The organism is Pseudomonas sp. GL-R-19 (genome assembly GCF_019956375.1).
In the GTDB taxonomy this organism is placed as follows: domain Bacteria; phylum Pseudomonadota; class Gammaproteobacteria; order Pseudomonadales; family Pseudomonadaceae; genus Aquipseudomonas.
In genome coordinates, this window is the sequence record NZ_JAHBDJ010000022.1 from 40,539 (window position 1) to 66,511 (window position 25,973).

Annotated in this window: 18 protein-coding genes and 1 pseudogene; 8 read left to right on the forward strand and 11 right to left on the reverse strand. The window is 61.2% G+C overall.

Features of this window, described 5'->3' with window-relative positions:
- The first annotated feature begins 1 nt into the window (after position 1).
- Together KGA83_RS12945 and KGA83_RS12950 are read left to right on the forward strand one after the other, a co-directional pair.
- Positions 2–520, forward strand: a complete 519-nt coding sequence (locus KGA83_RS12945; RefSeq protein WP_150673757.1) for a single-stranded DNA-binding protein — start codon at positions 2–4, stop codon at positions 518–520.
- Positions 521–683: 163 nt separating this feature from the next.
- Entirely contained in the window at positions 684–1,556 is an 873-nt protein-coding gene (locus KGA83_RS12950) for an AraC family transcriptional regulator (protein ID WP_108218347.1), read from the forward strand.
- Between the two features lie 30 nt (positions 1,557–1,586).
- Here the strand turns inward: KGA83_RS12950 and KGA83_RS12955 are convergent, their stop codons facing one another.
- Positions 1,587–2,087 carry a YkgB family protein gene (locus KGA83_RS12955; protein ID WP_223529848.1) on the reverse strand — a complete coding sequence of 167 codons (501 nt, stop codon included), beginning with the start codon at positions 2,085–2,087 and terminating at the stop codon, positions 1,587–1,589.
- A gap of 222 nt (positions 2,088–2,309) precedes the next feature.
- Complete coding sequence (locus tag KGA83_RS12960; protein ID WP_223529849.1) at positions 2,310–2,870, reverse strand: cysteine hydrolase family protein; 561 nt, start codon at positions 2,868–2,870, stop codon at positions 2,310–2,312.
- Between the two features lie 101 nt (positions 2,871–2,971).
- Between KGA83_RS12960 and KGA83_RS12965 the strand changes: the two genes are divergently transcribed.
- The 3 genes from KGA83_RS12965 (at position 2,972) to KGA83_RS12975 (ending at position 6,041) form a co-directional block, all read left to right on the forward strand.
- Positions 2,972–3,964, forward strand: coding sequence for a GlxA family transcriptional regulator (locus KGA83_RS12965; RefSeq protein WP_108218350.1), 993 nt, complete (start codon positions 2,972–2,974; stop codon positions 3,962–3,964).
- Positions 3,965–4,183: 219 nt separating this feature from the next.
- Positions 4,184–5,293, forward strand: coding sequence for a DUF3182 family protein (locus tag KGA83_RS12970; RefSeq protein ID WP_108218351.1), 1,110 nt, complete (start codon positions 4,184–4,186; stop codon positions 5,291–5,293).
- Positions 5,283–6,041 carry an alpha/beta hydrolase family protein gene (locus tag KGA83_RS12975; protein ID WP_108218352.1) on the forward strand — a complete coding sequence of 253 codons (759 nt, stop codon included), beginning with the start codon at positions 5,283–5,285 and terminating at the stop codon, positions 6,039–6,041. Before KGA83_RS12970 ends, KGA83_RS12975 begins: the two co-directional genes overlap by 11 nt.
- Positions 6,042–6,178: 137 nt before the next feature.
- Here KGA83_RS12975 and KGA83_RS12980 read toward each other — a convergent pair whose 3' ends face one another.
- From KGA83_RS12980 to KGA83_RS12995, 4 genes and pseudogenes are all read right to left on the reverse strand, one after another.
- Positions 6,179–7,165, reverse strand: a complete 987-nt coding sequence (locus KGA83_RS12980; RefSeq protein WP_108218353.1) for a lysylphosphatidylglycerol synthase domain-containing protein — start codon at positions 7,163–7,165, stop codon at positions 6,179–6,181.
- The gene (gene clsB, locus KGA83_RS12985; protein WP_223529850.1) at positions 7,152–8,444 is read right to left on the reverse strand and encodes a cardiolipin synthase ClsB; all 1,293 of its coding nucleotides are present in this window, start codon (positions 8,442–8,444) and stop codon (positions 7,152–7,154) included. The genes KGA83_RS12980 and clsB overlap by 14 nt, the downstream gene beginning before the upstream one ends.
- The gene (locus KGA83_RS12990) at positions 8,441–9,205 is read right to left on the reverse strand and encodes an endonuclease/exonuclease/phosphatase family protein (RefSeq protein WP_223529921.1); all 765 of its coding nucleotides are present in this window, start codon (positions 9,203–9,205) and stop codon (positions 8,441–8,443) included. The genes clsB and KGA83_RS12990 overlap by 4 nt, the downstream gene beginning before the upstream one ends.
- A 296-nt stretch (positions 9,206–9,501) precedes the next feature.
- Positions 9,502–9,639 (reverse strand): annotated as a pseudogene (locus KGA83_RS12995) (MFS sugar transporter); the annotation flags it as partial.
- Between the two features lie 100 nt (positions 9,640–9,739).
- Here KGA83_RS12995 and KGA83_RS13000 point away from each other — a divergent pair.
- Complete coding sequence (locus KGA83_RS13000; RefSeq protein ID WP_223529851.1) at positions 9,740–11,854, forward strand: mechanosensitive ion channel family protein; 2,115 nt, start codon at positions 9,740–9,742, stop codon at positions 11,852–11,854.
- A gap of 94 nt (positions 11,855–11,948) precedes the next feature.
- Here the strand turns inward: KGA83_RS13000 and KGA83_RS13005 are convergent, their stop codons facing one another.
- Positions 11,949–16,274: a DNA glycosylase AlkZ-like family protein gene (locus KGA83_RS13005; RefSeq protein ID WP_223529853.1), complete on the reverse strand. Its 4,326-nt coding sequence runs from the start codon at positions 16,272–16,274 to the stop codon at positions 11,949–11,951.
- Between the two features lie 300 nt (positions 16,275–16,574).
- On the opposite strand from KGA83_RS13005, the gene KGA83_RS13010 reads away from it, so the two are divergent.
- On the forward strand, positions 16,575–17,459 hold the full coding sequence (locus tag KGA83_RS13010) for a sugar nucleotide-binding protein (protein WP_108218358.1): 885 nt from the start codon (positions 16,575–16,577) through the stop codon (positions 17,457–17,459).
- Positions 17,452–18,381, forward strand: coding sequence for an NAD-dependent epimerase/dehydratase family protein (locus KGA83_RS13015; protein WP_223529854.1), 930 nt, complete (start codon positions 17,452–17,454; stop codon positions 18,379–18,381). The genes KGA83_RS13010 and KGA83_RS13015 overlap by 8 nt, the downstream gene beginning before the upstream one ends.
- A 195-nt stretch (positions 18,382–18,576) precedes the next feature.
- Here the strand turns inward: KGA83_RS13015 and KGA83_RS13020 are convergent, their stop codons facing one another.
- From KGA83_RS13020 to aceF, 4 genes are all read right to left on the reverse strand, one after another.
- Entirely contained in the window at positions 18,577–19,275 is a 699-nt protein-coding gene (locus KGA83_RS13020; RefSeq protein WP_108218360.1) for an OmpW/AlkL family protein, read from the reverse strand.
- A gap of 154 nt (positions 19,276–19,429) precedes the next feature.
- Positions 19,430–22,123: a putative bifunctional diguanylate cyclase/phosphodiesterase gene (locus KGA83_RS13025; protein WP_108218361.1), complete on the reverse strand. Its 2,694-nt coding sequence runs from the start codon at positions 22,121–22,123 to the stop codon at positions 19,430–19,432.
- Between the two features lie 234 nt (positions 22,124–22,357).
- Positions 22,358–23,752: an alkaline phosphatase D family protein gene (locus tag KGA83_RS13030; RefSeq protein WP_223529922.1), complete on the reverse strand. Its 1,395-nt coding sequence runs from the start codon at positions 23,750–23,752 to the stop codon at positions 22,358–22,360.
- A 274-nt stretch (positions 23,753–24,026) separates the two neighbouring features.
- Positions 24,027–25,973, reverse strand: a complete 1,947-nt coding sequence (gene aceF, locus KGA83_RS13035; protein WP_108218363.1) for a dihydrolipoyllysine-residue acetyltransferase — start codon at positions 25,971–25,973, stop codon at positions 24,027–24,029.

The following is a 25,973-nucleotide window of genomic DNA, read 5'->3' on the forward strand; positions in this document are numbered from 1 at the left end:
AATGGCCCGTGGGGTTAACAAAGTCATATTGGTCGGCACTTGCGGCCAGGATCCTGAAGTTCGTTACCTGCCGAATGGTAACGCCGTGACCAACTTGAGTCTGGCGACCAGCGAACAGTGGACCGACAAGCAAACCGGTCAGAAAGTCGAAAAAACCGAATGGCACCGTGTGTCGATGTTCGGCAAAGTTGCGGAAATCGCTGGCGAATACCTGCGTAAAGGTTCGCAGGTGTACATCGAAGGCAAGCTGCAGACCCGCGAGTGGGAAAAAGACGGTATCAAGCGTTACACCACCGAAATCGTGGTCGACATGCAAGGCACCATGCAACTGCTGGGCGGCCGTCCACAGGGCGAACAGCAGGGGCAGGGCGGCGGTAACAACTACCAGCAATCCGCTCCGCGCCAGCAGGCACCGCGTCCACAGCAGTCGGCACCGCAGCAGTCGCGCCCAGCTCCACAGCAGGCTGCTCCTCAGCCGGCTCCGGATTTCGACAGCTTTGATGACGATATCCCGTTCTGATTCTTTCATCAAAGAATAGAACCTGAAAAAAGCCCGGCCTCCTTATGGATGCCGGGCTTTTTGCATTTTTACCAGGGCATTCCTCGCTGGGATCGAGGACCGTCCAGCCGCCAGCGCGCGGTGATACTCTGCGACTGGTCCAGACCTTGTGCAGAGTTGCCCTATGGATCGTCTGTCTACGTTGTTGTCACAGTTCGGCGTGCGCGCGAACCTGTTTTACAGCGGCATGCTTTGCGGCGTGGCGTCCTACGATGGCGCCGACCAGCGCGGTCATATTCACCTGTTGCAGGCCGGCTCTGTCACGTTGAAAGGCCCAGGGAGGAGTGAGTTGTTGCTCTCTCGCCCCAGCCTGATTTTCCTGCCGCGCCCCAGCCGACATCAGCTCATCGCCAGTGACACTGAAGGTGCTCAGCTGTTATGTGCGTCGATGCTGTTCGATGGTGGCGCCAGTAATCCGATATCTGCTTCGCTCCCCGATCTTCTGGTATTGCCTCTGGATGAGCTGCCGTTGCTGGCCGACACCCTGAGATGGATGTTCGATGAAGCTGGCTCCGGGCATTGTGGCAGGGAGGCGGTGCTTGATCGTTTGTTTGAGCTGTTGATCATTCTGCTGTTCCGGCATCTGCTCGACCACCAACAGTTGAGCACCGGCATGATGGCCGGGTTGGCCGATGTGCGGCTGTCGCGCTCGCTGATACAGATGCAAAACCAACCTCAGCGGGCCTGGTCAGTGGCCGAGTTGGCGAATGAGTCGAACATGTCCCGTGCCGCTTATGCGGTGCATTTTCGCGCGGTCCTGGGGCAAACACCGTTGGATTATCTTTTGAGCTGGCGCATCAGTCTGGCGCAGAAGCGCCTGCGGGAAGGGCGGCCGATTACGCTGATCGCCGATGAGGTGGGTTATGAAAGTCCGTCGGCGCTTGCCCGTGCGTTTCGCCGCAAGACCGGCTGCAGTCCACGGGGTTGGATGAAATCCCTGGCCGTTGAGGGCCGCGTACTTGCTGATGATGACGATGACCTGAATGCATCGAGCTGATTCAGGCCATCGGCGGATGAAGTCGTCAGCTCAAGGGGTTTCCAGTCTGGTCAGCGAATGGCCCGCCACGAACAGGGAGGCGGCAAGCAAGCCGATGTCCTTAAGCAGGAACTGGCCAGGCGCGACCGTAATGGCCGGGAAACCAAGGCCGGGCTCAATCACGCCGGGTGTCGAGAACATAAAGCTCAAGGTGGTGAAAAACAGCCCGGCAGACAAGAAGCCTCCGATCAATGAAAGCTTTGGAGACAGCAGGCGGCCCGCAATCAGAACGCCGATGGAAATCTCCAGGACACCGAGCAAACTGGAAAACAGATCGACACTGAAAAGGTCATAGACCCATCCCAGCAAGGGGCTATTGCTCACCAGTGGCACCAGCCCCTCTGCTTCATAGTGGGTAAATTTCATTCCGCCGAACCAGAAGTAGATAACGGCGAGGGCGAAGTAAATGCCGTAGGTCCCGATCGCCATGGTGGTGAGTCCGAGGGACGTTTTTTTCGACAGGCTGTCAGTGCTGATATTCATGCTGTTCATTGTTCAGGCTTCCAGTGAGTTATCCAGAAAGTGGCATGGGTGAAAGCAACATCCCCCGCGTATGCGTTGGGAGTAGCGTCATTGTTGGCTTTGGCGTGCCTTTCCAGGGTTCTGGCGGTATTGCGTTCGATGCAGATCGTCCAGACTCACTGGCAATAAAAAGCCCATGGCATGTGAGGCCATGGGCTTCTTTCATTTCTGCTGTCTCGTCCTGAATAAGGTTTACACCTTCTGGCTTCCGATCAGGAAATCGTTGGTCGACACCACGCTGGCATACGCAAACGCCAGGGCTGCCATGAACGCCGCATGAACCTGCGCCGCCGGAACCGCTACGCCATTGAACTCCAGGTCGCGGGTGGCGCAGGCGTCGTGGATCACGGTCACCTTATAGCCAAAGTCCGCCGCCGCACGGGTGATGCCGTCGACGCACATGTGGCTCATGCTGCCCACGACCACCAGTTCCTTGATGCCTTGCTCGTCGAGGATCGATTTCAGCTCGGTTTCGCGGAATGAATTGACGAAGTGCTTGAGCACCACCGGTTCGTTGGCACGGTTGAGCACTTTGGGGTGCAGCTTGGCGCCTTCGGAGTTCGGGGTGAAAAACGGTGCCTCTTCGGAGGTGAATTCGTGGCGGATGTGCACCACCGAATCACCGGCGTCGCGGAAGGCCTTGATCAGGCGTACGGCGTTGTCTGCGGCGGCGTCGGCACCGACCAGCGGCCACTTGCCTTGGGGGAAGTAGTCGTTCTGGATATCGACTACGATGAGCGCTTGCTTGGCCATGACTGATTCCTCGAAGTGTGTGTTGGTGTGGAATGAAGTATTGGCGCTGGCAGGCGGTCCGGGGATTGGCCGCACCGACAATAAGAGGGGGAAAACTGACAATGGATGCAGAAAGGGCAATCGCCGAGCTCGGTGTGTTGATCTATCCCGGCGCGCAGAAGGCGGCGGTGCATGGCTTGACCGACCTGTTCGAGGTGGCCAACCGGATCGCCACCAAGCATCAGTCTGCGCAGTTGCCGCTGCTGCGGGTCAGCCATTGGCAAGTCGAGGGTGATCAGCCGCCAGTTCGGGTCTTCGACAGCCATCCCGGCCCGGAGCGTACCCTGGTGGCCGTGTTGATTCCGCCATCGATCGCCGGTTTTTCCGAAGGCCAGGCGCCACAGGGATTGATCCGCTGGTTGCGCGAGCAACATGCCAGCGGCGCGACACTGGGCGGGGTTTGCGTGGGCTCTATCCTGTTGGCTGAAAGCGGTCTGCTCGACGGTCGCAGCGCCACCACCCACTGGACCTCGGCCAAAACCTTTGCCGAACGTTACCCGGCGATCAGGCTCAAGGCCGACACACCGATTGTCGATGACGGCGATCTGATTACCACCGCCGGGCTGATGGCCTGGTCCGAACTCGGTTTGCGCCTGGTCAACCGGTTGCTGGGACCGAGCATTGCCACCAATACCGCACGTTTTCTGGTGGTGGAGCACAGCGACAGCGCCAGCGAGTGCGGCAGTAATTTTGCGCCGATTCTCAGCCATGGCGATGCGGCGATCCTCAAGGTGCAACACTGGCTGCAAAGTACCGGGGCGACCGATGTATCGCTGGCGGCGATGGCCGAAAAGGCCGGCCTGGAGGAGCGCACCTTCCTGCGAAGATTCCGCGCGGCTACCGGGCTCAAACCCACCGAATACTGCCAGCATCTGCGAGTCGGCAAGGCCCGGGAAATGCTCGAGTTCACCAACGGCACCATCGACCATATCGCCTGGACCGTGGGTTACCAGGACCCCGGGGCGTTTCGCGCGACGTTCAGGAAAATCACCGGGTTGGCGCCGAGTGATTATCGGTCGAGATTTGGGGTGACGCCGGGTGCTGCTGTGCGGTAGTCGCTGTACTGCCAATAACCTGTAGGAGCAGGCTCGCTCCCACAGGGCGTCGTGCAAAATGCCGGAAAATCAAAGGGCGTCGTGCAGAATAAAACAGGCCCCATGCCATCACTTTCTGCGTAACAGGCTGATTTGAAAAACGTTTCCCTGCACTGCGCCTTGGCCTGATCTCTGCACCCCTTCAGCTACATTCATCAAGCGTCGATTGAAGGGGGATGCATGACCCCAACAACCCGCAAGAAACTGGTGGTCGCCCATTCGGTGCTCGCCGATGCGCCACCGCATGAAGTTGAAACCAACCGTGCGCTGGCCCGCTGGCTGGCGCAGATTTTGGGGCTCAAGTACGGCGGCAGTTACCACCCGCAATTACACGACGGGCGGGACCTCTACCTGTTGCCGACCCAGACCCTGGTGGGCGCTGCGGCTGCCCGGCAACTGGGGGTCAAGGGGCCGGAGGATTTGTGGGGCGGTTATGTCGACCACGACTTCATATGCACCAAAGCCATCAGCCATGGATTACTCAACCACCATGCCCATGCACCGCCAGGCTGGGCGCCGTTGTTTTCCGAACGGGTGCGCAGTGTCGTGCTCGACGGTCTCAGCGTGTTCTCGCTGGAGGATGCACGGCCAGCGGCGAAGCATCTGCTCTATACCGGCCCGATCCGCCTCAAGCCGATTCACGCCTGCGCCGGGCGGGGTCAGGAAGTGATCGACAGCCTCGACCGGTTCGACGAAATCCTTGCCCGGCCCGAAGCCAAGACGCTGTTCACGCAAGGCGTGGTCTTGGAGCAGGACCTGGATCAAGTGATCACCCACAGCGTTGGTCAGAGTTTCATCGGCGACAAGGTGCTGAGTTACTGTGGTGAACAATACTTGACCAAGGACGCAAGGGGCGAAGAGGTGTATGGCGGCTCGAACCTGTTGGTGGTGCAGGGCAGCTACGTCGATTTGCTGAAGCTGGACCTGGCCGATGATGTGCGGGTGGCTATCAAGCAAGCGCAGGTGTTCGACAGCGCCGCGGATGAAGCCTATCCGCGTTTCTATGCGTCACGGCGCAACTACGACATCGCTCAGGGCATCGATAGCGACGGCAAACAGCGCAGTGGCGTGCTGGAACAGTCCTGGCGCATGGGCGGTGCCAGCAGCGCCGAGGTAGCGGCCTTGCAGAGTTTCGTCAGCGATCCGGGGATGTGCGCCATTCGTGTGTCTTCGGTGGAAACCTACAGCGATCAGCCGTTGCCGGCAGACGCTATCGAGGTGTACCGCGGGCCGGCGCAGACCAGTGACTTTCTCCTCAAGTACGTGACGGTTAAATCCTATGACGGCTAGAAGCGAATCCATTCAGATCGACATCGACAACGAACAGATGAGCGGGACTTTTCTGAGCCCCAAATCGAAAGTCCCCGGCGTGCTCTTCGTGCACGGTTGGGGCGGCAGTCAGGAGCGGGATCTGGAACGCGCCAAGGGCATCGCCGCGTTGGGCTGTGTCTGCCTGACGTTCGACCTGCGCGGACACACCGGCGGCACCGGCATTCCATTGTCCCGGGTGACCCGCGAAGACAACCTGCGCGACCTGCTGGCAGCCTATGACCGATTGCTCGCGCACCCGGCTCTCGATACGTCGGCGATTGCCGTGGTCGGCACCAGTTACGGAGGGTATCTGGCTTCGATTCTGACCTCGCTCAGGCCGGTTCGCTGGCTGGCGCTACGGGTACCGGCGTTGTATCGCGATGAGCAATGGCACGCGCCGAAACGCGAATTGGACAAGCTGGATCTGCGTGATTACCGAGCTAGCCTGATACGTGCCGACAGTAACCGCGCCTTGCATGCCTGTTCGCAATTCACTGGGGATGTCCTGCTGGTGCAGTCCGAGACCGACGAATACGTGCCCCACGCGACGATCATGAGCTATCGGGCAGCCTGCCAGCAGACGCACTCACTGACTCACCGCATCATCGATGGAGCCGACCATGCCTTGAGTGACCCGATTTCCCAGCAGGCCTACACCTCGATCCTGGTGGACTGGATTACCGAGATGGTGGTGGGGGAGCGGTTGAGCATTATTCAATCATCTTGAGATTTGTGGCGCGTCCAAGGCCGCCATCGCGAGCAGGCTCGCTCCCACATGGATCGAGGGTGTACATGGAATCTGCATCCACCAACAGACCCTGTGGGAGCGAGCCTGCTCGCGATGGCGGCCTCGCAACCACCCCATCACTTGGTTTTTTTCTCGACCCGCAACGCCTTGGCCTTGGCCTCCACCAGCAAATACATCACCACGCTAATCAACAGCGGCAAAATGAAATAAATCGCCCGATAGGCTAGCAGTCCCGCTACCAGACTGCCCCGCGAAACCTCATGTTGCAGCAGTGCCACGAACACCGCCTCGAGTACGCCAAGCCCGGCCGGGATGTGGGTGATGACTCCGGCGATGGCGCTGATCAACAGCACGCCCAGCACCAGTGGATAGTCCAGTTTGCCTGGCAACAAGGTGAAAATCACCGCCGCCATCAGCGACCAGTTCAATGCCCCCAGGACCAGTTGCAGCACCGCCATGCGCAGCGACGGCAGATCAATTTCCACGCCGCGAGTCGCCCACTCCCGATGTTTGGAAAACCGACACGCCGCCAGGTATCCGGTGCTCAGCAACAACAACAAAACTCCCACGCCTTGCAGCGCGCTACTGCTGAGTGTCCAGCCCGGTGGCATGTGCACCAGCCCGCTGCTGAACACCGCGCCGGCAATTATCATGTAGCCGAACCAGTTGGTCGCCAGGCTCAGGCCGAGAATTTTCGCGATGTTGCCCTTGCTCACCCCGAGCCGCGAATACAACCGGTAACGCATGGCGATGCCACCGACCCAGGCGCTCAGGCTCAGGTTGAAGGCGTAGCTGATGATTCCCACGGGCAGGATCTGTTTCCACGTCAGGTTCTGGCGGATGTAGGTGCGACCAATCAGGTCGAAGCAGGCGTACACCAGAAAACTCACCAGGGTCAGCCCCGAGGCAATGATCAGCGTGCGCACCTTGAAATCGGCCAGGTTATCGAACACTTCGTTCCACTCGATGCGCTGGGCGAGCGTCGTGAACAGCACGATCAGCATCAGGAAAAACAGCATCGTCAGCGGTCGTTTCCAGCGACGCCAATGGAACTTGCCGGAGCTTTTGCCGGGAGAGGCCGAATGGGTCTCAGCGCGGTTCATGGTCAGCACTCCCGGTTGGCGGGGGGAAGGGTTTCAGGCGAGGTTTATGCGCCGGCAACCAACCGGCCCACGCCGGAAAATGCCGCAGGAAGTGAAACACCAGAAAACCGATGGTCATGTGCCAGACACGCCCTCGTGGCGCGACGTCGGGAGGCATGGCTTTGCAATGGTTATCGCTGAGGTCTTGCAGGCGATCGAACAGATGACGATTGAAGGCCTGGTCGCGGATCAGCACGTTGGCTTCCAGATTCAACGACAGACTCAATGGGTCGAGGTTGCTGGAGCCGACGGTGCTCCAGTCTTCGTCCACCAGGGCGACTTTGCCGTGCAGCGGGCGGTCGCAATATTCGAAGATCTTCACGCCGGACTTGAGCAGGTAGTCATAGGTCATACGCGCGGCGAGCCTGGCCACCCGCATGTCTGGCTGGCCCTGCAGGATCAGCCGCACATCCACGCCTCGGCGGGCCGCGTTGCGGATCTCGCGCAGCAAGCGAAAACCGGGAAAGAAGTAGGCGTTGGCGATCACCGCTCGGCGCTGTGCCTGGCGCAACGCCTGGCGGTAAACCTCTTCGATGTCGGTCGGGTGTTCCCCGTTGTCGCGGTACACCAGCCGTACCTGGCCATCGTGATCGCTGAAGGCCAGTTCCGAGCGCCGCTGCCGACGGCGTTGCCACCAGTATTTGGCGTGCATCGGGCGACCGCATTGCAGCAGGGCGAAGTGATGGATGTCGGCCACGGCCGGGCCTTGCACCTCTACGGAATAATCCTGTTTGGCCTCGGGGCCGAAGTCGGCCAGATGATCGGCGGAAAAGTTGATCCCGCCGACGAACGCGAGGCTGCCATCCACCACCACGATCTTGCGGTGCAGGCGCCGGAACCAGTTGGTGCGGATGCCCAGGCGTTTCGGTGCCGGGTCGAATATTTGCAGGTGTACGCCGGCCGCAGTCAGCGCGGTGAGGAACCCGGTACTCAGCTCGCCGCAGCCAAAACCGTCGAGGCTGACGATGGTGCGCACGCCACGTTGAGCGGCTTCGATCAGGATCTGCTGCAGCTCATTGCCGACCTTGTCCTCGAACAGAATGAAGGTTTCCAGCAGGATCTCACTTTGCGCCCGGCGCAGGGCTGCAAACACCCGGGGAAAGTACGCCTCGCCATTTTCCAGCAACTCGACCCGATTGCTGCCTTGCCAGCCGTATTCGACATCGACCGCTGTCGGCTCGTGGGTGGGCGGAGCGGGGATGTGTTCCAGCGTGGTTTTTTCCATCGGCCGGCTGCTCATAGCTCGATCTCCACCGACAGCGGGGCGTGGTCGGAAAGGTGCGACCAGGGCCGGGTGGACAGCACTTGCGGATGGCTGGCCTTGAGGTTGCGCACGTAGATGCGGTCCAGGCGCAATGCCGGCAAGCGCGCGGGGAAACTGCGCGCCGGTTTGCCATGCTGCGCGGCGAAGACTTCATGCAGACCGCTGGGCTTGAGAAACGCATCGGCGCGCTGGCGCCAGTCGTTGAAGTCCCCGGCGACAATCACCGGGGCATTGCCGGGCAGGGCGTCCAGGCGTTGGGTGAGCAGCTTCAGTTGCGCGGTACGATGGGTTTCGCGCAGCCCCAGGTGCACGCAAATTGCATGCACCTCCTGACCGTCTCCGGGCATGCGCAACACACAGTGCAAGAGCCCGCGGTTCTCGTGGCCGCTGATGGACACGTCGAGGTTGTCGTGGCGGATGATCTGGAACTTCGACAACAGCGCATTGCCGTGATCACCCGTCGGATACACCGCATTGCGTCCATAGGCGAACTGCGGCCACAGGGTATCGGCGAGGAATTCGTATTGCGGCATCGCCGGCCAATTGGTGTAACGCTTGGGGTGCTGTTCATGGGTGCCGTGGACTTCCTGCAAAAACACCACATCGGCAGACACACTGCGCACCGCTTCACGCAGTTCCGGCAGGATGAAACGCCGGTTGAGCGCAGTGAACCCCTTGTGGGTGTTGACCGTCAGTACCGTAAAACGACAAATGACGGACGAACCTTGTACCCGCATGTCGGTTGCGTTTGAGTGTGCGGGAATATCGGTGTGATTCGCTGTCATGTCGCCTCCCGCCTGACGGCTACTGTCTTTGGATGACTCTGGGGCGGCGGCGAAAGTTTCGATGGGGCTACGGGCGGTACACAGTTATCACACCACAACAGATTTAATGTGGGAGCGAGCCTGTGGTGAGGGGGCTTGCCCCCGTTGGGCCGCGAAGCGGCCCCAAAATCGCTGATGTACCAAAGATTTTGTGAGTGCTACGCACTCAAACGGGGCGGTGCGGCGTTCCGACAAGCCCCCTCGGCACAGCTCGCGGTGCTGGCGCTGAAGCCGGAGAGGTCCTGAAGAATCGGCGCGAGAAAGGTAAAGGCGATGAACGAACCGCCGTAGCCGACGGCTGTCATGGCATACATCAGCAACAGGCGCGGTTGTTTGAGCACCTGCAATTACTGCAACATCGCTGTCCTGCTTTCTGCGGGCAATGTCCGAACTTGCCCGGCATTTCTCGATCAGTTCCTTACAGACACAGCCAAAGGAGTGGGTGCTTTGATCAGGCTCAAGACCGCGATACTGCTGGGCGCGTTGCTGTTGCTGGGCAGCGAACAACTGGAAGCCGCCGCGATACCGGGGCTGCCGACCACCGCGACACCGCTGGCGCACCCCGAACCGCTGGTGCAAGGCGGGTTACTGGGGGCCATCAGCTCAAGCATCGACGAGGTCCAGACCAAGCTTGATCTGGACCAAAACCTCGTCGACGTCTGGCGCCTGCGTGTCGACCTCGCGGCCGATGAAGTGGATCAGTTGGTCAATGAGCCCTCGGTCCGTTCGCCCTGGAGCGTCGCCGGCGATTTTCTGCTGTTGACCTGCGTGTGGGCAGCCGTGTTTGCCTGTCTTTGGCTGCTCGGGCGATTGTTGGCCAAACGCCTGTGCGAGCATCGCCTGCTGCTCAGCCGCGAGCGTGGCCAGGCCCTGCTCGGTTACTTACTGCCCTATACCCTTCCAGCGGTGGTCAGCCTGCCCCTGACGATTTATGCCAGCCAGTTTTTGCCGGTATCGGCGGGTCGGGTGCTGGCGCTGTGTCTGGCTTATGCCGCTAGCGCGGGGATATTTTCCGCGTCATTGGTGCTGTCGTTGGTGGTAGTGTTCAATGCCGGCCACAAACGGCGGGCGGTGCAGATCATTCGCGAGAAGAGTCCCCGGCCGTTATTCGGTATCGGTTTTCTGGTGGCCTTGAGCGATGCCCTGACCAGCCCGCAGATCGCCCATCAACTGGGCAGCAATCTCACCAGCAGCATCGCCGTGTTCACCGGGTTGGCAGCGTCGATGTCCTTCGGCTTGCTGGTGATCCGCATGCGCCGCCCGGTCGCCCATGTGATCCGCATCCTGCCGCTGGCCCAGCGCCTCGGCCAGCCGGCGTTGCGTGAAACCTTGCGGATATTTTCCGGGCTCTGGTATTGGCCGATTCTGTTGATGGTACTGGTTTCGATCATCAACCTGATCGGCGCCGGGGCCGACAACCAGAGAGTGCTGCGCAGCGCCTTGTTCACTACGGTGTTGCTGATTGCCACGGTGTTCCTCAGCACCACGCTGCACCATCTGTTCAAGGCGCGTAGCGAAGCGGAGCTGCGCCGCAGCGGGGCCTACAAGGAGCGTTTTCTCAACTTGTCCCATGCCTTGCTGCGCATTGGCATGGCCATCGTGTTCATCGATATCCTCGGGCGGATCTGGGGTGTGTCGCTGTTCGAATTCGCGGTGAGCAATGCCGTGGGCCGGGCGATCAGCGATTCCCTGAGCCACATCGGCCTGATCCTGCTGGTGACCTGGATGGTCTGGGTGGTGCTCGACACGGCGATTCAGGAGGCCCTGAAACCACCGACCAACAAACGCTCGGCGCGTCAGCCTAGTACGCGGGTGAAAACCATCCTGCCGCTGCTGCGCAACGCGATCAAAATCATCCTGGTGGTGATTTGCGCGATCACCACCATGGCCAACCTGGGAATCAACGTCGCGCCTTTCCTGGCCGGTGCCGGGGTGATCGGCCTGGCGATCGGTTTCGGTTCCCAGCAACTGGTGCAGGACGTGATTACCGGGCTGTTCATCATTATCGAAGACACCCTGTCCATCGGCGACTGGGTGGTGCTTGATTCCGGGCATGCCGGCACGGTCGAAGGCCTGACCATCCGCACCTTGCGCCTGCGCGACGGCAAGGGCTTCGTGCACTCGGTGCCGTTCGGGCAGATCAAGGCCGTGACCAACCAGTCGCGGCAATTCGCCTATGCGTTTTTTTCCGTGCAATTGACCTACGACACCGATGTCGACAAGGCCATCGAATTGATCCGCGAAGCCGGGCACTCCATCAGCAACGACCCGTTCCTGCGCTACAACCTGCAAGGGCCGCTGGATGTGTTTGGCGTCGACAGGATGGACCTCAACGGTGTGGTGCTGACCGCGCAATTCCGCACGGTGTCCGGTGGTCAGTATGCGGTGAGCCGGGCTTTCAATCAGCGATTGAAAAAGCTTGTGGATAACTGCCCGTGGGTGCATTTCGCGCAGACTTATCCACAGCAGGCGCTGGTGCCGAGGCATCCGGTCGAAGCGCCACCGGAGATCGAGCCCGAGCATGCTGCGGTGTTGATGCCGGATCAGCCTCGCTCCCAATAGCAACACCCCTGTAGGAGCTGGCTTGCCAGCGAAGGCGCATGGTCAGGCAACATCGATGTTGAACCTGACGGCCTCTTCGCTGGCAAGCCAGCTCCTACAGATAACTGTGTTGAATCAGTTTTTTATGTATTTGAGCGCCCATCTGCTGATCCAGCTCCCCCCAAAACTGTTGCTTGCCAGCAATCTCGGCAGCAACCGGCAATCCATCGCGATACACCAGCCGATTGCTCACCAGCGCCGGGACTTTTACACCGGGCAACAGCGTGCCGGCGAGGTTCAACGGATCGACCCCGCACACTGCGACCAGGCTGCCGTCATGGGGCCGACGCCGGACCTCGCGCAGCAATGGAATCGCTTCGGGCAGGGCGAATTGCTCACCCGCCAGGCCGCTGACAAACCGCCCGCCACGAATCTCGCCCCGCGCCTCCAGGCGATGGAAAGTGCGCAGCAGTTCGCGCCAGCTCGGCAGCCAGTCCGCCTCACGTTCCAGTAAGCGCCAGAACACCACGCCGTAGCGGCGTAGCAAGGTCATGGCGATGTGTTCAAGGGTTTCGGCTGGCGTTGGCGCGGGACGCTGGTTTTCCACCACGGGCGCGGCAGGTGCGCGTCGCAACAGAGCCCAGCGCCCGGCGTCGTCCATACCACCGATAAATGCCCCGCGCCCGCGCCGACTGTTGCGCGGCTGGCGCTTGCTGACCGGGGTGATCAGTGCGCGCAATCCGGCGAAGCTGTCGGCATTCACCAACCCCGCACCCACCAGTTCCTGCAGGGCGATTTCCAGCTCCGAGCGCAGCAGATGGGCCTCATGGATCAGCTCGTCGAAAAACAGCGCGCCATGCTGGCTGAGGGCGGCGTGGACCTTTTGCGTTTTCGGCGACAGTTCGCTGACCGGCGTCTGTTCGGTCAAGCCGCTCCAGAGGCCGACCCGGTTACGCGGCAGCAACACAATCGGCGTACTGCGCAGCGCGGTGCTGGCGCTTTTGTTGTACGCGGTCAGGCGCGTCCACACCAGTCTGCCGCTGCGGCACAACTCATCCAGCCAGGTCGCCGAGTAGTCCTTGATCCGCGCCGGCAGGATGTCGCTGTCCCAGGCTGAAGCGGCGGCGGGGTAGCCTTCGAATTGCGCGACGACGGCTGGCAAAACCGCCGCGCCCTGGCCCTGGCTCGCGGCCGACACATACTGCCAGTCGAACAGGAACCGCATGAAATCCTGCAACGCCACCGGTTCGATTTCCCGGCGCAGGCGCTTGACCGTATAGCGGTGAATCCGCGCCAGCAAATGCCGCTCGCACCATTCTTCCTCAGTGGTGCCCGGGATGAAGCGACCGCGCAGCACGTAGCCTTCGCGCTCCAGCTGCGCCAGGGCTTGATTCACTTGCGTAGCGGGCAAGCCGAGCGGTCCGGCAATGCGATCGAGCGCAAGAGGTCCGAAGGCACTGAGTCGCGCGCGGATCAGTTCGAGGATGGCGTCATCGGGGTCCCAGACCTCGTCGAAGTCCGGCAGCGCTTGTAGCGGTGGCGTCAATTCGGCCTGTGGATAAATCGTCCGCAGGCAGGTCAGGCGCTCGAGCGCCAGCCACAACGATTGGCCGGCGTTGATCTGCAAGTGGCTCGCGCGTCCACTGTCGGCCAGGGTCGTGAGCCAATCGAGCCACTGCGGATTGGCACCGGCCTCGGCATCGGTGATGCCCGCCAGGCTCATCAACGCTTCGTGCATTTCATCGACGCCGGAGGGCGCCGGCCAGGCTTCGTCGTGCACGGCGGCAATCGCCTCGGCGTCCAGCGCACCGAGGTCGTCGGTGGATTGCGGATCGCTCCAGCGGCGATTGAGCACGGCCTGGGTTCTACGTTCCTCCAGTGGCGCATCGTCGAGAAAGGTATAGGGCCGGGCGCTGAGAATCTCCGCCGCCAGCGGCGAGGGCGTCGGCAAATCGCGGCTGATCAGGCGAATGTCGCCGCGTTCCATACGCCGCAACAGGGCCAGCCAGCCTTCAGTGTCCATGGCGTCGTGCAGGCAATCGTCGAGGGTCTGTTCCACCAGCGGATGGTCGGGAATCTCCCGTTCGCCGGCGAGGTTTTCCACGCAGGCGATCTGATCGGGAAACACGCTGGCGATCAGGTCTTCGCTTTTCATCCGCTGGATCTGCGGCGGGACTTTGCGCCCGCCGCTGTAGCGCGGCAGCGCCAGGGCCACCCCGGCATTCCAGCGCCAGCGCACACCGAACAGCGGCGCGTCGAGCACCGCTTGAATCAGGATATGCTCGGCGCTGTTGCTGTGCAGGTAGCGCCAGACATCGTCCAGTTCAAAACTGTGGCTGGTGGACAGCGACAGCACGATGGCGTCTTCGCTGGCGGCGGCCTGCAATTCGAAGTTGAAGGTGCGACAGAAACGCTTGCGCAGGGCCAGACCCCAGGCGCGGTTGATACGGCTGCCGAACGGCGTGTGAATGACCAGTTGGGTGCCGCCGGACTCGTCGAAAAAACGCTCCATCAACAGCGTGTCTTGCGATGGCAGGGCGCCCAGCGTTTGTCGCGCTCGGGCCAGGTAGTCCACCAGTTGTCCGGCGCTGGCGAGGTTCAGGCCCAAGGTGTCAGTCAGCCAGTCGAGCGCTGGCTGCAAGTTGCCTGGCGCAGCCTCCAGCAGGTCGTCGAGTTGTGCCTGCAAGCGCGCAACCGCCGCGGACAGTTCGGCGCTGCGCCCCGGCGCTTCCCCGAGCCAGAACGGAATGGTCGGCGGTTGGCCCTGGGCATCCTCGACCCGGACTTTGCCGGTTTCCACGCGCAGGATCCGATAGGACGTATTGCCCAACTGGAAGACATCCCCGGCGATGCTTTCCACCGCGAAGTCTTCGTTGACGCTGCCGATGTTCAGCCCTTGAGGCTCCAGCAGCACGCTGTAGTCGGCGTTGTCCGGAATCGTCCCGCCACTGGTCACCGCTGTCAGTTTTGCGCCACGGCGACCGCGCAGGGTGCGGCTCACGGCGTCGCGGTGCAGGTAGGCGCTGCGGATGCCCTGACGCCCGTTGTAGCCCTCGGCGAGCATGTGCAGCAGCGCCTGGTAGTGTTTGTCGTCGAGTGCGGCGTAGGGCGAGGCACGGCGCAGCATCTCCAGCAGCGCTTGCTCCGGCCACTCCTGGCAACTGACCTCGGCGATGATCTGCTGCGCCAGCACGTCCAGCGGCGCTTGCGGGATCAACAAGGTATCGAGTTCGCCCCGGCGCACGCAGTCGAGCAGCGCGGCGCATTCGATCAGGTCGTCGCGGGTGGTGGCGAACAAACGGCCCTTGGGCGTGCCGCCGACCTGGTGCCCTGAACGGCCGACCCGCTGCAGAAACCCGGCAATCGAACGCGGCGAGGCGATCTGGCACACCAGGTCGACGTCGCCGATATCGATCCCCAGTTCCAGAGACGCCGTGGCGATCAGCACCTGCAGGTCGCCGCGCTTGAGTCGCTGCTCGGCGTCCAGGCGAAATTCCTTGGCCAGGCTGCCGTGGTGGGCCGCCACGGCGTCCTTGCCCAGGCGTTCGCTCAGATGACGGCTCAGGCGTTCGGCCAGGCGCCGGGTGTTGACGAAAATCAGCGTGGTCCGGTGTTCCCGGGCGAGGGCGGCGAGGCGGTCGTAGACCAGTTCCCAGACATCGTTGGCCATCACCGCCGATAGCGGCACGGGCGGCACTTCGATGTCCAGGTCGCGGGGGCGGGCGTGGCCGATGTCGACGATCTCGCACGGGCGGTCGCGACCGACAAGGAAGCGCGAGACGGCTTCGACGGGTTTTTGCGTGGCCGACAGACCGATGCGCAGCAACGGCTCAGGGCAGAGTGCTTGCAGGCGTTCGAGGCTCAGGGTCAGATGACTGCCGCGTTTGCTGGCGGCCATGGCGTGGATCTCGTCGATGATCACCGTTTGTGTCGTGCCAAGCATCTGCCGACCGGAATCGGAACCGAGCAGCACGTACAGGGACTCCGGCGTGGTCACCAGAATATGCGGCGCCGTCTTGCGCATCGCCGAGCGGTCCTTTTGCGGTGTATCGCCGGTGCGCACGGCAGTGGTGATCTGCATTTCGGGCAGGCCCATCACGCGCAACTGTTCGGTAATGCCGGCCAGCGGGTTTTGCAGGTTGATCTGGATGTCGTTGGACAGCGCTTTGAGCGGCGAGACGTAGACCACCAGGGTGGCGTCGGGCAAGCCTTCGGGGCTTTCCAGACCGCGGTGCACCAGATCGTCGATGACGGCGAGAAAGGCGGTGAGGGTTTTGCCGGAGCCGGTGGGCGCGGCGACCAGGGTCGAACGGCGCTGGCGGATCAACGGCCACGCCCGGGCCTGGGCGGCGGTGACCGCCGGGAACGTGTGGCTGAACCAGGCACTGACGGCAGGGTGAAAGCCGCTCAGGGCACTGTCTGCGGGGATGGGCAGGTTCATGCAGCAAGTTATGCGGGTGGGGGGCGCAAGATGCAAGTACCGCTCGGGATCTCTGGTGGCCTTCAGGGCCTCTTCGCGGGCAAGCCCGTTCCTACAATGGGTTTGTCCGGCCACTGTAGGAGCGAGCTTGCTCGCGATGAGGCCAGTGGCAGCACTACAAAACTCAGGGATCTACACTTTACGGATGACGGTTGCGCACTAAACCCGCAAAATGCAACGATTCCGGCATTTACCAACGACATCGCCTGGGCGCGGTGTCGATAACGCCATTGTTTCAATCAGACTGGGCCTGCTGACTCTATGCGAATGCGCCTTATGTTACTGGGCGGCGGAAATGCCCTTGGGCAGGCGCTGATTCGCCTCGGTGCGGAGGAAGACATCGGTTTCCTCGCACCCCGCCCGCCCGAAGACGGCTGGGATGCCGCGAGCCTGACACAACTGCTCGACGACACCCGTCCCGATGCGTTGATCAACCTTGCCTACTACTTCGACTGGTTTCAGGCAGAGGCGGTGAGCGAACAGCGTCTGGCCAGCCAGGAGCGTGCGATCGAGCGTCTGGCGGAGCTTTGCCAGCACCACAATATCGTCCTGCTGCAACCTTCCAGCTATCGAGTGTTCGACGGCTCCCGTGCCACGGCTTACAGCGAAAAAGACGAACCGGTGCCATTGGGCCTGCGCGGTCAGGCGTTGTGGCGAATCGAACAAAGCGTTCGCGCCACCTGCCCGCAACACGTGCTGTTGCGTTTCGGCTGGCTGCTGGACGACAGCCCGGATGGCACCCTTGGCCGCTTCCTCGCCCGTGCCGAACAACCTGAAGAATTGCTGATGGCCGACGACCGGCGCGGCAATCCGACGCCGGTCGACGATGCCGCCCGCGTGATCATTTCAGTGCTCAAGCAACTCGATTGCGCCGCGCCGCTGTGGGGCACCTACCACTACGCCGGGCATGAGGCGACCACGCCGCTGGCGCTGGGGCAGGCGATTCTGACCGAAGCCCGCAGCTTGCATCCGCTAGCCATCGAATCCCCGACCGCCCAGGCTCACGCCGCGCGTCCGGATGCTGCCGAAGAACCGCAGCACGCGGTATTGGCCTGCAAAAAAATTCTGCACACCTTCGGGATCAAACCGCGCGCTTGGCGTGCGGCGCTTCCCGGTCTACTGGACAGGTTCTATCGCCATGGCTGACGGCCCCGTTTTGATCACCGGCGGTGCCGGTTTCATTGGTTCGCACCTGACTGACGCCCTGCTTGCCAAGGGCCATGCGGTGCGGATTCTCGATGACCTGTCCACCGGCAAGCGCAGCAATCTGCCGCTGGACAATCCCAGGGTCGAACTGATCGTCGGCGACGTGGCCGATGCGGCCTTGGTTGCCCAGGCGATGGCCGGATGCAGCGCCGTGGCGCACCTGGCCGCCGTGGCTTCGGTGCAGGCCTCGGTGGACGATCCCGTGCGCACGCACCAAAGCAACTTCATCGGTACGTTGAACGTCTGTGAAGCCATGCGCCAGACCGGGGTCAAACGCGTGCTGTTCGCCTCCAGCGCGGCAGTGTATGGCAACAATGGCGAAGGTGAGTCGATCGACGAAGACACGCCCAAGGCGCCGCTGACGCCGTATGCAGTGGACAAACTGGCCGGTGAGCACTATTTCGATTTCTACCGCCGCCAGCATGGGCTGGAGCCGGTGATTTTCCGCTTCTTCAACATCTTCGGTCCGCGCCAGGATCCGTCCTCGCCGTACTCCGGGGTGATCAGCATATTCAGCGAGCGCGCACTGAAGGGCTTGCCGATCACAGTGTTCGGTGATGGTGAGCAGACCCGGGATTTTGTCTACGTCGAAGACCTGGTCGACCTGCTGGTGCAGGCCATCGAGAAGCCCCGGGTCGAAGTCGGTGCGGTCAACGTTGGCTGGAACCAGGCGACGACCCTCAAGCAAATGCTCGAAGCGCTGGAAGCCGTGGTCGGCAAGTTGCCACCGGTGAGCTACGGCCCGGCGCGCTCCGGTGACATTCGTCACTCCCGGGCGAACAACCGACGCCTGTTGGAACGCTTCAGCACCACAGAGCAGACACCGATGCGTGTGGGGTTGGCGCGGTTGCTGGGGCGCTGAGATTCTTGCGGCCACAAAAAAGGCGCCTTTGACTGGCGCCTTTTTTGTGGCCGGAATTTGCGTTAAAGCGGACGAAATCCCTGTGGCGAGGGGGCTTGTCGGATCGCCGCATCGCCCCGTTCGACTGCGCAGCAGTCGTCGTCATTTTTAAGTCTAATCACCACAAAGCCTCATTCACCACCACGTGAACATTTTTTAGAACTTGTAACCCAGACCCACCATGTAGATGAACGGGTCTACATCGACGTCCACACGTGCCCGGGTACCTGGGGCAATCGAGTTGTTCTCGACAGTGGCGCGGGTATCGATGTCGATGTAGCGCACCTGGGCGTTGATCATGATGTTGTCGGTCAGCATGTAGTCAGCACCGACCTGCCACGCCAGGCCCCAGGAGTTTTCCGCCTTGAAGTTGCTGAAACCGGCGGACTGCGCTTGGCTGCCAACGTGTTCATCGTAGATATAGGTGTAGTTGATGCCGCCGCCGACGTACGGCTGGAAGGCCGACTTCGGATCCAGCGGGTAGTACACCAGGCTCAAGGTTGGCGGCAGCTGCTTGAGGGTGCCGAGTTTGCCGTTGGCCGCGCTCAGGGCCGTGCCCTTGAGTTTCACGTCATGCTCGAACGGTGTGGCCGCCAGCAGCTCGATACCCAGGTGGTTGGTGAGCATGTAGGCGAAGTTCAGGCCCAGTTGTGTGTCGCTGCTCATGGTTGCCTTGCCGCCCAGGTCGGCACCTGCGAGCGGGCCTTGATCAACCTTGACGCTGGAGCTGTCAGCCTCGGGGTTGACGGTGATTGCACCAGCGCGAATGAGAATATCGCCGGCCTCGAAGGCGTGGGCGAGCGGGGCTGCGAGCGCGAGGGCAACCAGCGAAGCGCTGAGCATGGACTTGTTCATGGGGGCTCCAGAGGACGTTAAAAATGTTCGATGTCCAATGGTAAGGTGCCTAACGAATCGGTCTTTTGATGCAACTCAAGGAAAGTGCTAAGGAATGGATTTTGTAGCGATTTCGATGGCCCCTTTGCGAGCAGGTTCGCAGGTCCTGTGCCTGTCAGGCGATTGGGCCTCGCGGGTAGCGCTTGAGCTTTTCGATCAGCTCATTGCCCGGGATCGGACGATCGAACAGGTAGCCCTGGCCGACGTCGCAGCGGTGACGGCGCAGAAACGACAACTGCTCGGCGGTTTCGATGCCTTCAGCCACGACCTTGAGTTTCAGGTTGTGCGCCATGGCGATCACCGCGGAGGTGATTTCCATGTCGTCCTGGTTGTCCGGGATTTCGTGGATGAAGCTTCGGTCGATCTTGATGATGTCGATGGGGAATTTTTTCAAGTAGCTGAGCGACGAGTAACCGGTGCCGAAGTCGTCCATGGCCAGGGTCAGGCCCAGGCGCTTGAGTTGCTCGAGTTGCAAGTGGGTGTCTTCGGTGGCTTCCAGCAGCAGGCCTTCGGTCAGCTCCAGCTCCAGTAAATGAGCTGGAAGGGCTTCTTCCTTGAGGATGTTGGCAATGGAGGCCACCAGGTCCGGATCGGAAAACTGCTTGGGCGACAGGTTGATCGCCACTTGCAGGTTGCCCAGGCCGGCGACGGTCAGCGCTTTGCTCATGCGGCAGGCCTGGCGGGCGATCCATTTGCCGATCGGAATGATCAGCCCGGTTTCTTCGGCGACGCTGATGAACTGATCCGGACGGATCATGCCCTTTTCTGGATGGTCCCAGCGCAGCAGTGCTTCCATGCCCAGCAGGCGACCGCTGCGCAGGCACAGCTTGGGCTGATAGAACACGTCGAGCTCGTTCTGGGTCAGGGCGCGGCGCAGGTTGTTCTCGACGAACAGCTTGTAGCTGGCCTCGGCGTTCAGCGCTTCGGTGAACACTTGCACCTGGTGTTTGCCGTTGGCCTTGGCCTTGTGCAGCGCCAACCCGGCGTTGCGCATCAGGGTTTGCGGGTCGCGCCCGTGCAGCGGCGCGCAGGCCAGGCCCACGGAGCCGGTGACGCTGATCAACTGGTTGTCGACGAACATCGGTTTGTCGAGGGTCGCCAGCAACTGGTTGGCCACTTGCTGGCCTACCGTGAGGTCGCTGTTGTCCAGCAATACGGCGAATTCGTTACTGGCGAATCGCGCCAGGCTGCCGCTCGGAACCAGGCTGTTGCGCAGGCGCCGGGCGAGGCTGATCAGCAGCTTGTCGCCAGTCTGGTGGCCAAGGCTGTCATTGATCCGCTTGAAGTTATCGATGTCCACCAGCAACAGGCTGATTGGCGCATCGCTGTCCCGGGCGAAGCGTTCATCGAGGTTACGAATGAAGGCCGGGCGGTTGCCGAGATTGGTCAGGTTGTCGGTGTAGGCCAGGCGCTCGATACGTTGCTGAGCGAGCTTGTTCTGGGTGATGTCTTCGTAGATGCCGATGTAGTGGGTCAGCTCGCGGTTGTCGCCGTATACCTTGGAGATCGACAACTGGCCCCAATAGGGTTCGAGGTTTTTCCGGCGGCTCTTGAATTCGCCCTGCCAACTGTTGCTCTTGGCCAACGCCGAAGGCGCGTCGAACAGCAGTTCGCTGAGGTTCTCCAGGGCTGGTAGTTCTGACAGGCGCTGACCGTGCACTTCTTCGGTGGAATATTGGGTGATCGCGGTGAAGCTCGGGTTGACGTATTCCACCACGCCGTCGCAGTTGACCAGCAGAAAGGCGTTGGCACTTTGTTCGACGGCACGCTGGAACAGGTGCAGGGCGCTGGTGGCGGTTCGCCGGTTGTGGTTGCTGATGACCTGGGCAAACTGGTCCGCCAGTTCTCCGGCGAAGGCGATTTCATCCGACTGCCAGGCGCGGGTCGCGCCGGTCTGCTCCAGGCACAAAACGCCGACCACCTGGCCATCGACGCGGATGCTGGCGTCAAGCATTGCGTTGACGTCGCGCGGGCGCAGGCTTTCGGCCATCTCCCGGGTGCGCGGGTCGCGCATGGCGTTATGGGCGTCGATGGCGCGGCCGGTGTGCAGGGCGTCGAGGTAATCGGGGAAAACGCTGACGTCGATCGGTTGCGGCAGCAGGTATTCCTGATTCGTGCGGTGATAGGCCGAGATCGGCACCAGCCTCGAGCCTTCGAGGTGCCACAGGCTGGCGCAGTCGATTTCGTAAATATCGCAGGCGCTGCGGGTGATCAGCTCGGCGGCTTCCAGCAAGGAATTATTGCTGCTGTAGCGTTGGCGGGTGAGCAGCAGGATCAGGTCCTGCTGGGCACGCGCCCGGTCCAGATGCAGCAATTGCTCCTGCTGGGCACGTTGATTGAGTTCCAGGGCGATTTGCAGGCGCGAGTTCTGGGTTTCCAGATCCAGGGCCGGTTGCAGCGGGTCATCCTCGAACAGGCCGTCAATGACCAACAGGTAGCCGCGCAACAGGTGACGATTGTGTTGTTTGTAGGCTTCGCCCAGTTCCAGCAGATTCAGGGAGCCCGAGGCGGTGTGCAGGGTGTAGCGGATCAGGTAATGCGGGCTTTCAGTCAGCTGCTGCTGGACCGCGTCGTGCAGTTGATAGCGCGCTTGCGGTTCCATCAGGCTGGCGTAGGGCGAGCCCACCAGCGCACACAACTCGACGGCTGGCAGACCGAACTGGCGTTCGCAATTGGGATCGAGAAACAGCAGCGCCCAGCTGGGTTCATTAAGCCGTTCGAAACGCAGCATGCCGAGCCGCGAGGGCACAGGCAACTGCGTCACTACCTCGGCCACCATACGGCTGGCGGCATCGGGTTGGCTTTTCATGGAGGGAAACTCGCTTCGAATGTGCTGAACGCGCTGGGCTCTCGCCCTCTTTACTGTTGCCTGCGGCAAGGTTGCATCATTGCGGCACCGACTGACAAGAGAGATGAAGGCCAAGTGCTATAAGAATATGTCGGCAGGCGACGGGATTTCTTCAGTCGGTGGCAAAAAGTAATGCTGTTCGCCGAAAAGTCGCAGTTTTGCACGTGTTGCCAATGGCTGCGATCTGTTTCCGCGTCAGCGAATCGGGATGCCAATGGACTGCAAAAGCTTGCCCTCCCGGTCGTGGAAATTCACCTGAAGCCGCCGAGCCTCGACGACCATGTGTGAAAAGTTATCCTGGCTGATCACGCCGCTGGTCAGTTCATGTCGATAGTCGCCAGCGGCGGTGCAGACCAGGGGTTGATCAAGGGTGAACGTGGCGGCCGTGGCATAGGGCAGCATTCTGCTGTTGCACAGCGGTGACGAGACGACGGTGTGGACTTCGAAGTCCGGGTCCTCGCTGTAGGTCAGCCGACTGGTCAGCGAGCCGTGAACATCACCGGAAATGAACACGACGTTCTTGATGCGGTGTGTGCGAATGGTCTCCAGCAACCGTAGCCGTTGTTCCGGGAAGGCTTGCCAGGCGTCATCATCCGAGCGTTTTTGGTCAGGGTAGAACATGACGCTGGTGACCACGAACTTGACCCGCGCCGGGGTGTGGATCAGCCAGTCGCACAAGGTCTGCTCCTGGTCTGCGTCGAGAATGCGGCGGTCAGTGGCCGACAGATTGCGTCGGGTTCGACTGTCGGTCACAAACCATTCGATATCACCTTCAGTAAATTGATACCAGTATTTGTCCAGTCGTTTATTTATAAGTCCATCATTGGTGAGTGCATGAGCTGGACTATGGCTGGCCTGATACAACTCATAGGCCCTGATTGCGTTTGCATATAAGTAGTCATCGGACTTTCTCTTGTTGGCGGGCCAGTTGTCTTCTATTTCATGGTCGTCAAGGATCATGTAAGTGGGCAGACTGGACATTAGTCTGGCGATATTAACCTGCGAAAACGCCACGCGATATTTTTGCAGGATTTCCTTGAGCTTCCGATCGGGGGCGACGATGTTCAAATCATCGACATAGATTTGGTCCCCTGTCATCACCTGCGCACTGACGGGAGGACTGGCGTGCTCCACCAGGCGTGAAATTGAAGCGAAGATTCTGTCGCCCAATTGAGGGGCCCATGCAATGCCGGCGGTCATGCGCAAGTATCGGCAGGAACCGACAATGTAGGCCCTTGGCAGACTGGCCTGGCTGGAACGGGTACGAAAGTGATAAACCTGCCGTGGCCATTGCAGCGGCAGTTCCTTCACCGTGTCGACGGTGTGCGCCGGTCTCATCGGGCTGAACCACCCGGCCTGATATTCATAGTCGGAGTCGGCGGACAGATTGTTCAGTGCAAAGACTTCGCACATGTCGCGCTCGGGTTCGAGTTTCGCAAAGTCGCCTTTTGACCAGTGATCTTCGCCCAAGCGTCTATAACGAACTCCGGCAAATACCAAGGTGTTTTTATTGTGTTTGCCGCGTAAAAAAATACGGGCGTGATTAGTTGTGGTGTGGCCAATAATCGGGCCGACAGTTGGTTTAAGCATGATTGAGTCCATTCAGCTGTTTACGAATTGGTTAGATGGTTGTTTCGGGTGTGATAAGTAGTCTTTCAGCCAAGGCTAGTTATTTGGCCCGAAAAAATATCTGGCAGAAATGGACTCGAGTTGTGGGCGATATCAGCCACAAATGTAGGAAGACGTTTTAAGCAAGAAATTCAGGCAAAAAAAGCCCCGCCAAATTGGCGGGGTTGAGGTACGAGCGTGGCGCTCGGAAACGTGGAACGCGATCGGCCCTCCGGTGAAGGAGGGCCGGTCGGTGTTACAGGAGCATGGTGCGGATGTCGCCCAGCAGGTCGCTCAGACGCTTGGTGAAGCGTGCAGCAGCGGCGCCGTTGATCACACGGTGATCGTAGGACAGCGACAGGGGCAGCATCAGTTTCGGCTGGAAGGCTTTGCCATCCCAGACTGGCTGGATGGTTGCCTTGGAAACACCGAGGATCGCCACTTCCGGCGCGTTGACGATCGGCGTGAAGCCGGTGCCGCCAATGTGGCCGAGGCTGGAAATGGTGAAGCAGGCGCCTTGCATCTCGTCCGACGAGAGCTTCTTGGTCCGGGCTTTTTCAGCCAGGGAAGCCGCTTCGGCCGCCAGTTGCAGCAGGCTCTTCTGATCGACGTTCTTGATGACCGGTACCAGCAGGCCATCCGGGGTGTCGACGGCGAAGCCGATGTTCACGTATTTCTTGCGGATGATCGCTTTGCCGCTTGGCGCCAGCGAGCTGTTGAAGTCCGGCAGTTCCTTGAGCAGGTGCGCACAGGTCTTGAGCAGCAACGGCAGGATGGTCAGCTTGACGCCAGCCTTCTCTGCAACGGCTTTCTGGGCAACGCGGAACGCTTCGAGTTCGGTGATATCCGCCGAGTCGAATTGTGTCACGTGCGGCACGTTCAGCCAGCTGCGGTGCAGGTTGGCGGCGCCGACCTGCATCAGGCGGGTCATCGGCACTTCTTCGATTTCACCGAAGCGGCTGAAGTCCACGACCGGAATCGGCGGGATGCCCGCGCCACCGGTTGCGCCAGCAGCAGCGGCTGGTGCTTCCTTGGCCTTCTGCATCATGGCCTTGACGTAAACCTGCACGTCTTCCTTCAGGATGCGACCGTGCGGCCCGCTGGCACCCACTGCGTTCAGCTCGACGCCGAATTCGCGGGCCAGTTGACGCACGGCAGGGCCGGCGTGAACCTTGGCGCCCGGCTTGGCTGGAGCGGCGGCCGGGGCAGCAGCAGGTGCAGCGGCGGCGGCAGGAGCAGATGGAGCAGGTGCGCTCGGAGCAGCAGCGGCAGGTGCCGGAGCCGCGGCTGGAGCGGCGCCTTTGACTTTCAGTTTCAGGATCAGGTCGCCAGTACCGACTTCGTCATCGAGCTTGATGGAAACGCTTTCCACCACGCCAGCGGCTGGCGACGGGATTTCCATGCTTGCCTTGTCGGATTCCAGGGTGATCAGCGACTGGTCGGCGGCAACGGTGTCGCCGGCCTTGACCAGGACTTCGATGATCTTGGCCTTGCCCGAAGAACCGATGTCCGGAACGTGGATGTCCTGAACGCTGTCGGCCACTGGAGCAGCCGGGGCTGCCGCAGGTGCAGCGGCGGGTGCCGGAGCGGCAGCCTGGGCCGGAGCAGCAGCTGGTGCAGCAGCACCCGCCACTTCCAGATCCAGGATCAGGTCGCCGGTGCCGACTTCGTCGTTGAGCTTGACGCTGATGGCCTTGACCACGCCAGCGGCAGGCGACGGGATTTCCATGCTCGCCTTGTCCGATTCCAGGGTGATCAGCGACTGATCAGCCGCGACGGTGTCGCCGACCTTGACCTGGATCTCGATGATCTGGGCCTTGCCCGACGAACCGATGTCCGGCACGTGCACTTGCTGAACGCTGGCAGCAGCCGGCGCAGCAGGAGCAGGCGCAGCGGCAGGCGCAGCAGCCGGTTTGGCTTCTGCCTTGGCCGCCGGCGCAGCGGCAGCCGCAGGAGCCGCAGCAGCGGCACCTTCGACTTCCAGCTCCAGCAGTTCGTCGCCTTCTTTCAGGCGATCGCCCAGCTTCACTTTCAGGCTCTTGATGATACCGGCCTTCGGCGCGGGCACTTCCATGCTCGCCTTGTCCGACTCAAGTGTCAGGATGCTCTGGTCGGCTTCGATACGGTCGCCGACCTTCACAAACAGTTCAATTACTTCACCTTCACCGCTGCCGATGTCAGGTACGCGAATGAGTTCGCTCAC

What these genes read in the sequence shown, in the direction of transcription:
- KGA83_RS12970 (WP_108218351.1), top strand. Translation starts at nt 4,184, where the DNA reads ATGACCCCAACAACCCGCAAGAAACTGGTGGTCGCCCATTCGGTGCTC.
- KGA83_RS13010 (WP_108218358.1), top strand. Translation starts at nt 16,575, where the DNA reads ATGCGAATGCGCCTTATGTTACTGGGCGGCGGAAATGCCCTTGGGCAG.
- KGA83_RS13025 (WP_108218361.1), bottom strand. Translation starts at nt 22,123, where the DNA reads ATGAAAAGCCAACCCGATGCCGCCAGCCGTATGGTGGCCGAGGTAGTG.
- KGA83_RS12945 (WP_150673757.1), top strand. Translation starts at nt 2, where the DNA reads ATGGCCCGTGGGGTTAACAAAGTCATATTGGTCGGCACTTGCGGCCAG.
- KGA83_RS12955 (WP_223529848.1), bottom strand. Translation starts at nt 2,087, where the DNA reads ATGAACAGCATGAATATCAGCACTGACAGCCTGTCGAAAAAAACGTCC.
- KGA83_RS13005 (WP_223529853.1), bottom strand. Translation starts at nt 16,274, where the DNA reads ATGAACCTGCCCATCCCCGCAGACAGTGCCCTGAGCGGCTTTCACCCT.
- KGA83_RS12975 (WP_108218352.1), top strand. Translation starts at nt 5,283, where the DNA reads ATGACGGCTAGAAGCGAATCCATTCAGATCGACATCGACAACGAACAG.
- KGA83_RS13030 (WP_223529922.1), bottom strand. Translation starts at nt 23,752, where the DNA reads ATGCTTAAACCAACTGTCGGCCCGATTATTGGCCACACCACAACTAAT.
- KGA83_RS12980 (WP_108218353.1), bottom strand. Translation starts at nt 7,165, where the DNA reads ATGAACCGCGCTGAGACCCATTCGGCCTCTCCCGGCAAAAGCTCCGGC.
- KGA83_RS13015 (WP_223529854.1), top strand. Translation starts at nt 17,452, where the DNA reads ATGGCTGACGGCCCCGTTTTGATCACCGGCGGTGCCGGTTTCATTGGT.
- KGA83_RS13020 (WP_108218360.1), bottom strand. Translation starts at nt 19,275, where the DNA reads ATGAACAAGTCCATGCTCAGCGCTTCGCTGGTTGCCCTCGCGCTCGCA.
- clsB (WP_223529850.1), bottom strand. Translation starts at nt 8,444, where the DNA reads ATGAGCAGCCGGCCGATGGAAAAAACCACGCTGGAACACATCCCCGCT.
- KGA83_RS12950 (WP_108218347.1), top strand. Translation starts at nt 684, where the DNA reads ATGGATCGTCTGTCTACGTTGTTGTCACAGTTCGGCGTGCGCGCGAAC.
- KGA83_RS12990 (WP_223529921.1), bottom strand. Translation starts at nt 9,205, where the DNA reads ATGCGGGTACAAGGTTCGTCCGTCATTTGTCGTTTTACGGTACTGACG.
- KGA83_RS12960 (WP_223529849.1), bottom strand. Translation starts at nt 2,870, where the DNA reads ATGGCCAAGCAAGCGCTCATCGTAGTCGATATCCAGAACGACTACTTC.
- KGA83_RS12965 (WP_108218350.1), top strand. Translation starts at nt 2,972, where the DNA reads ATGGATGCAGAAAGGGCAATCGCCGAGCTCGGTGTGTTGATCTATCCC.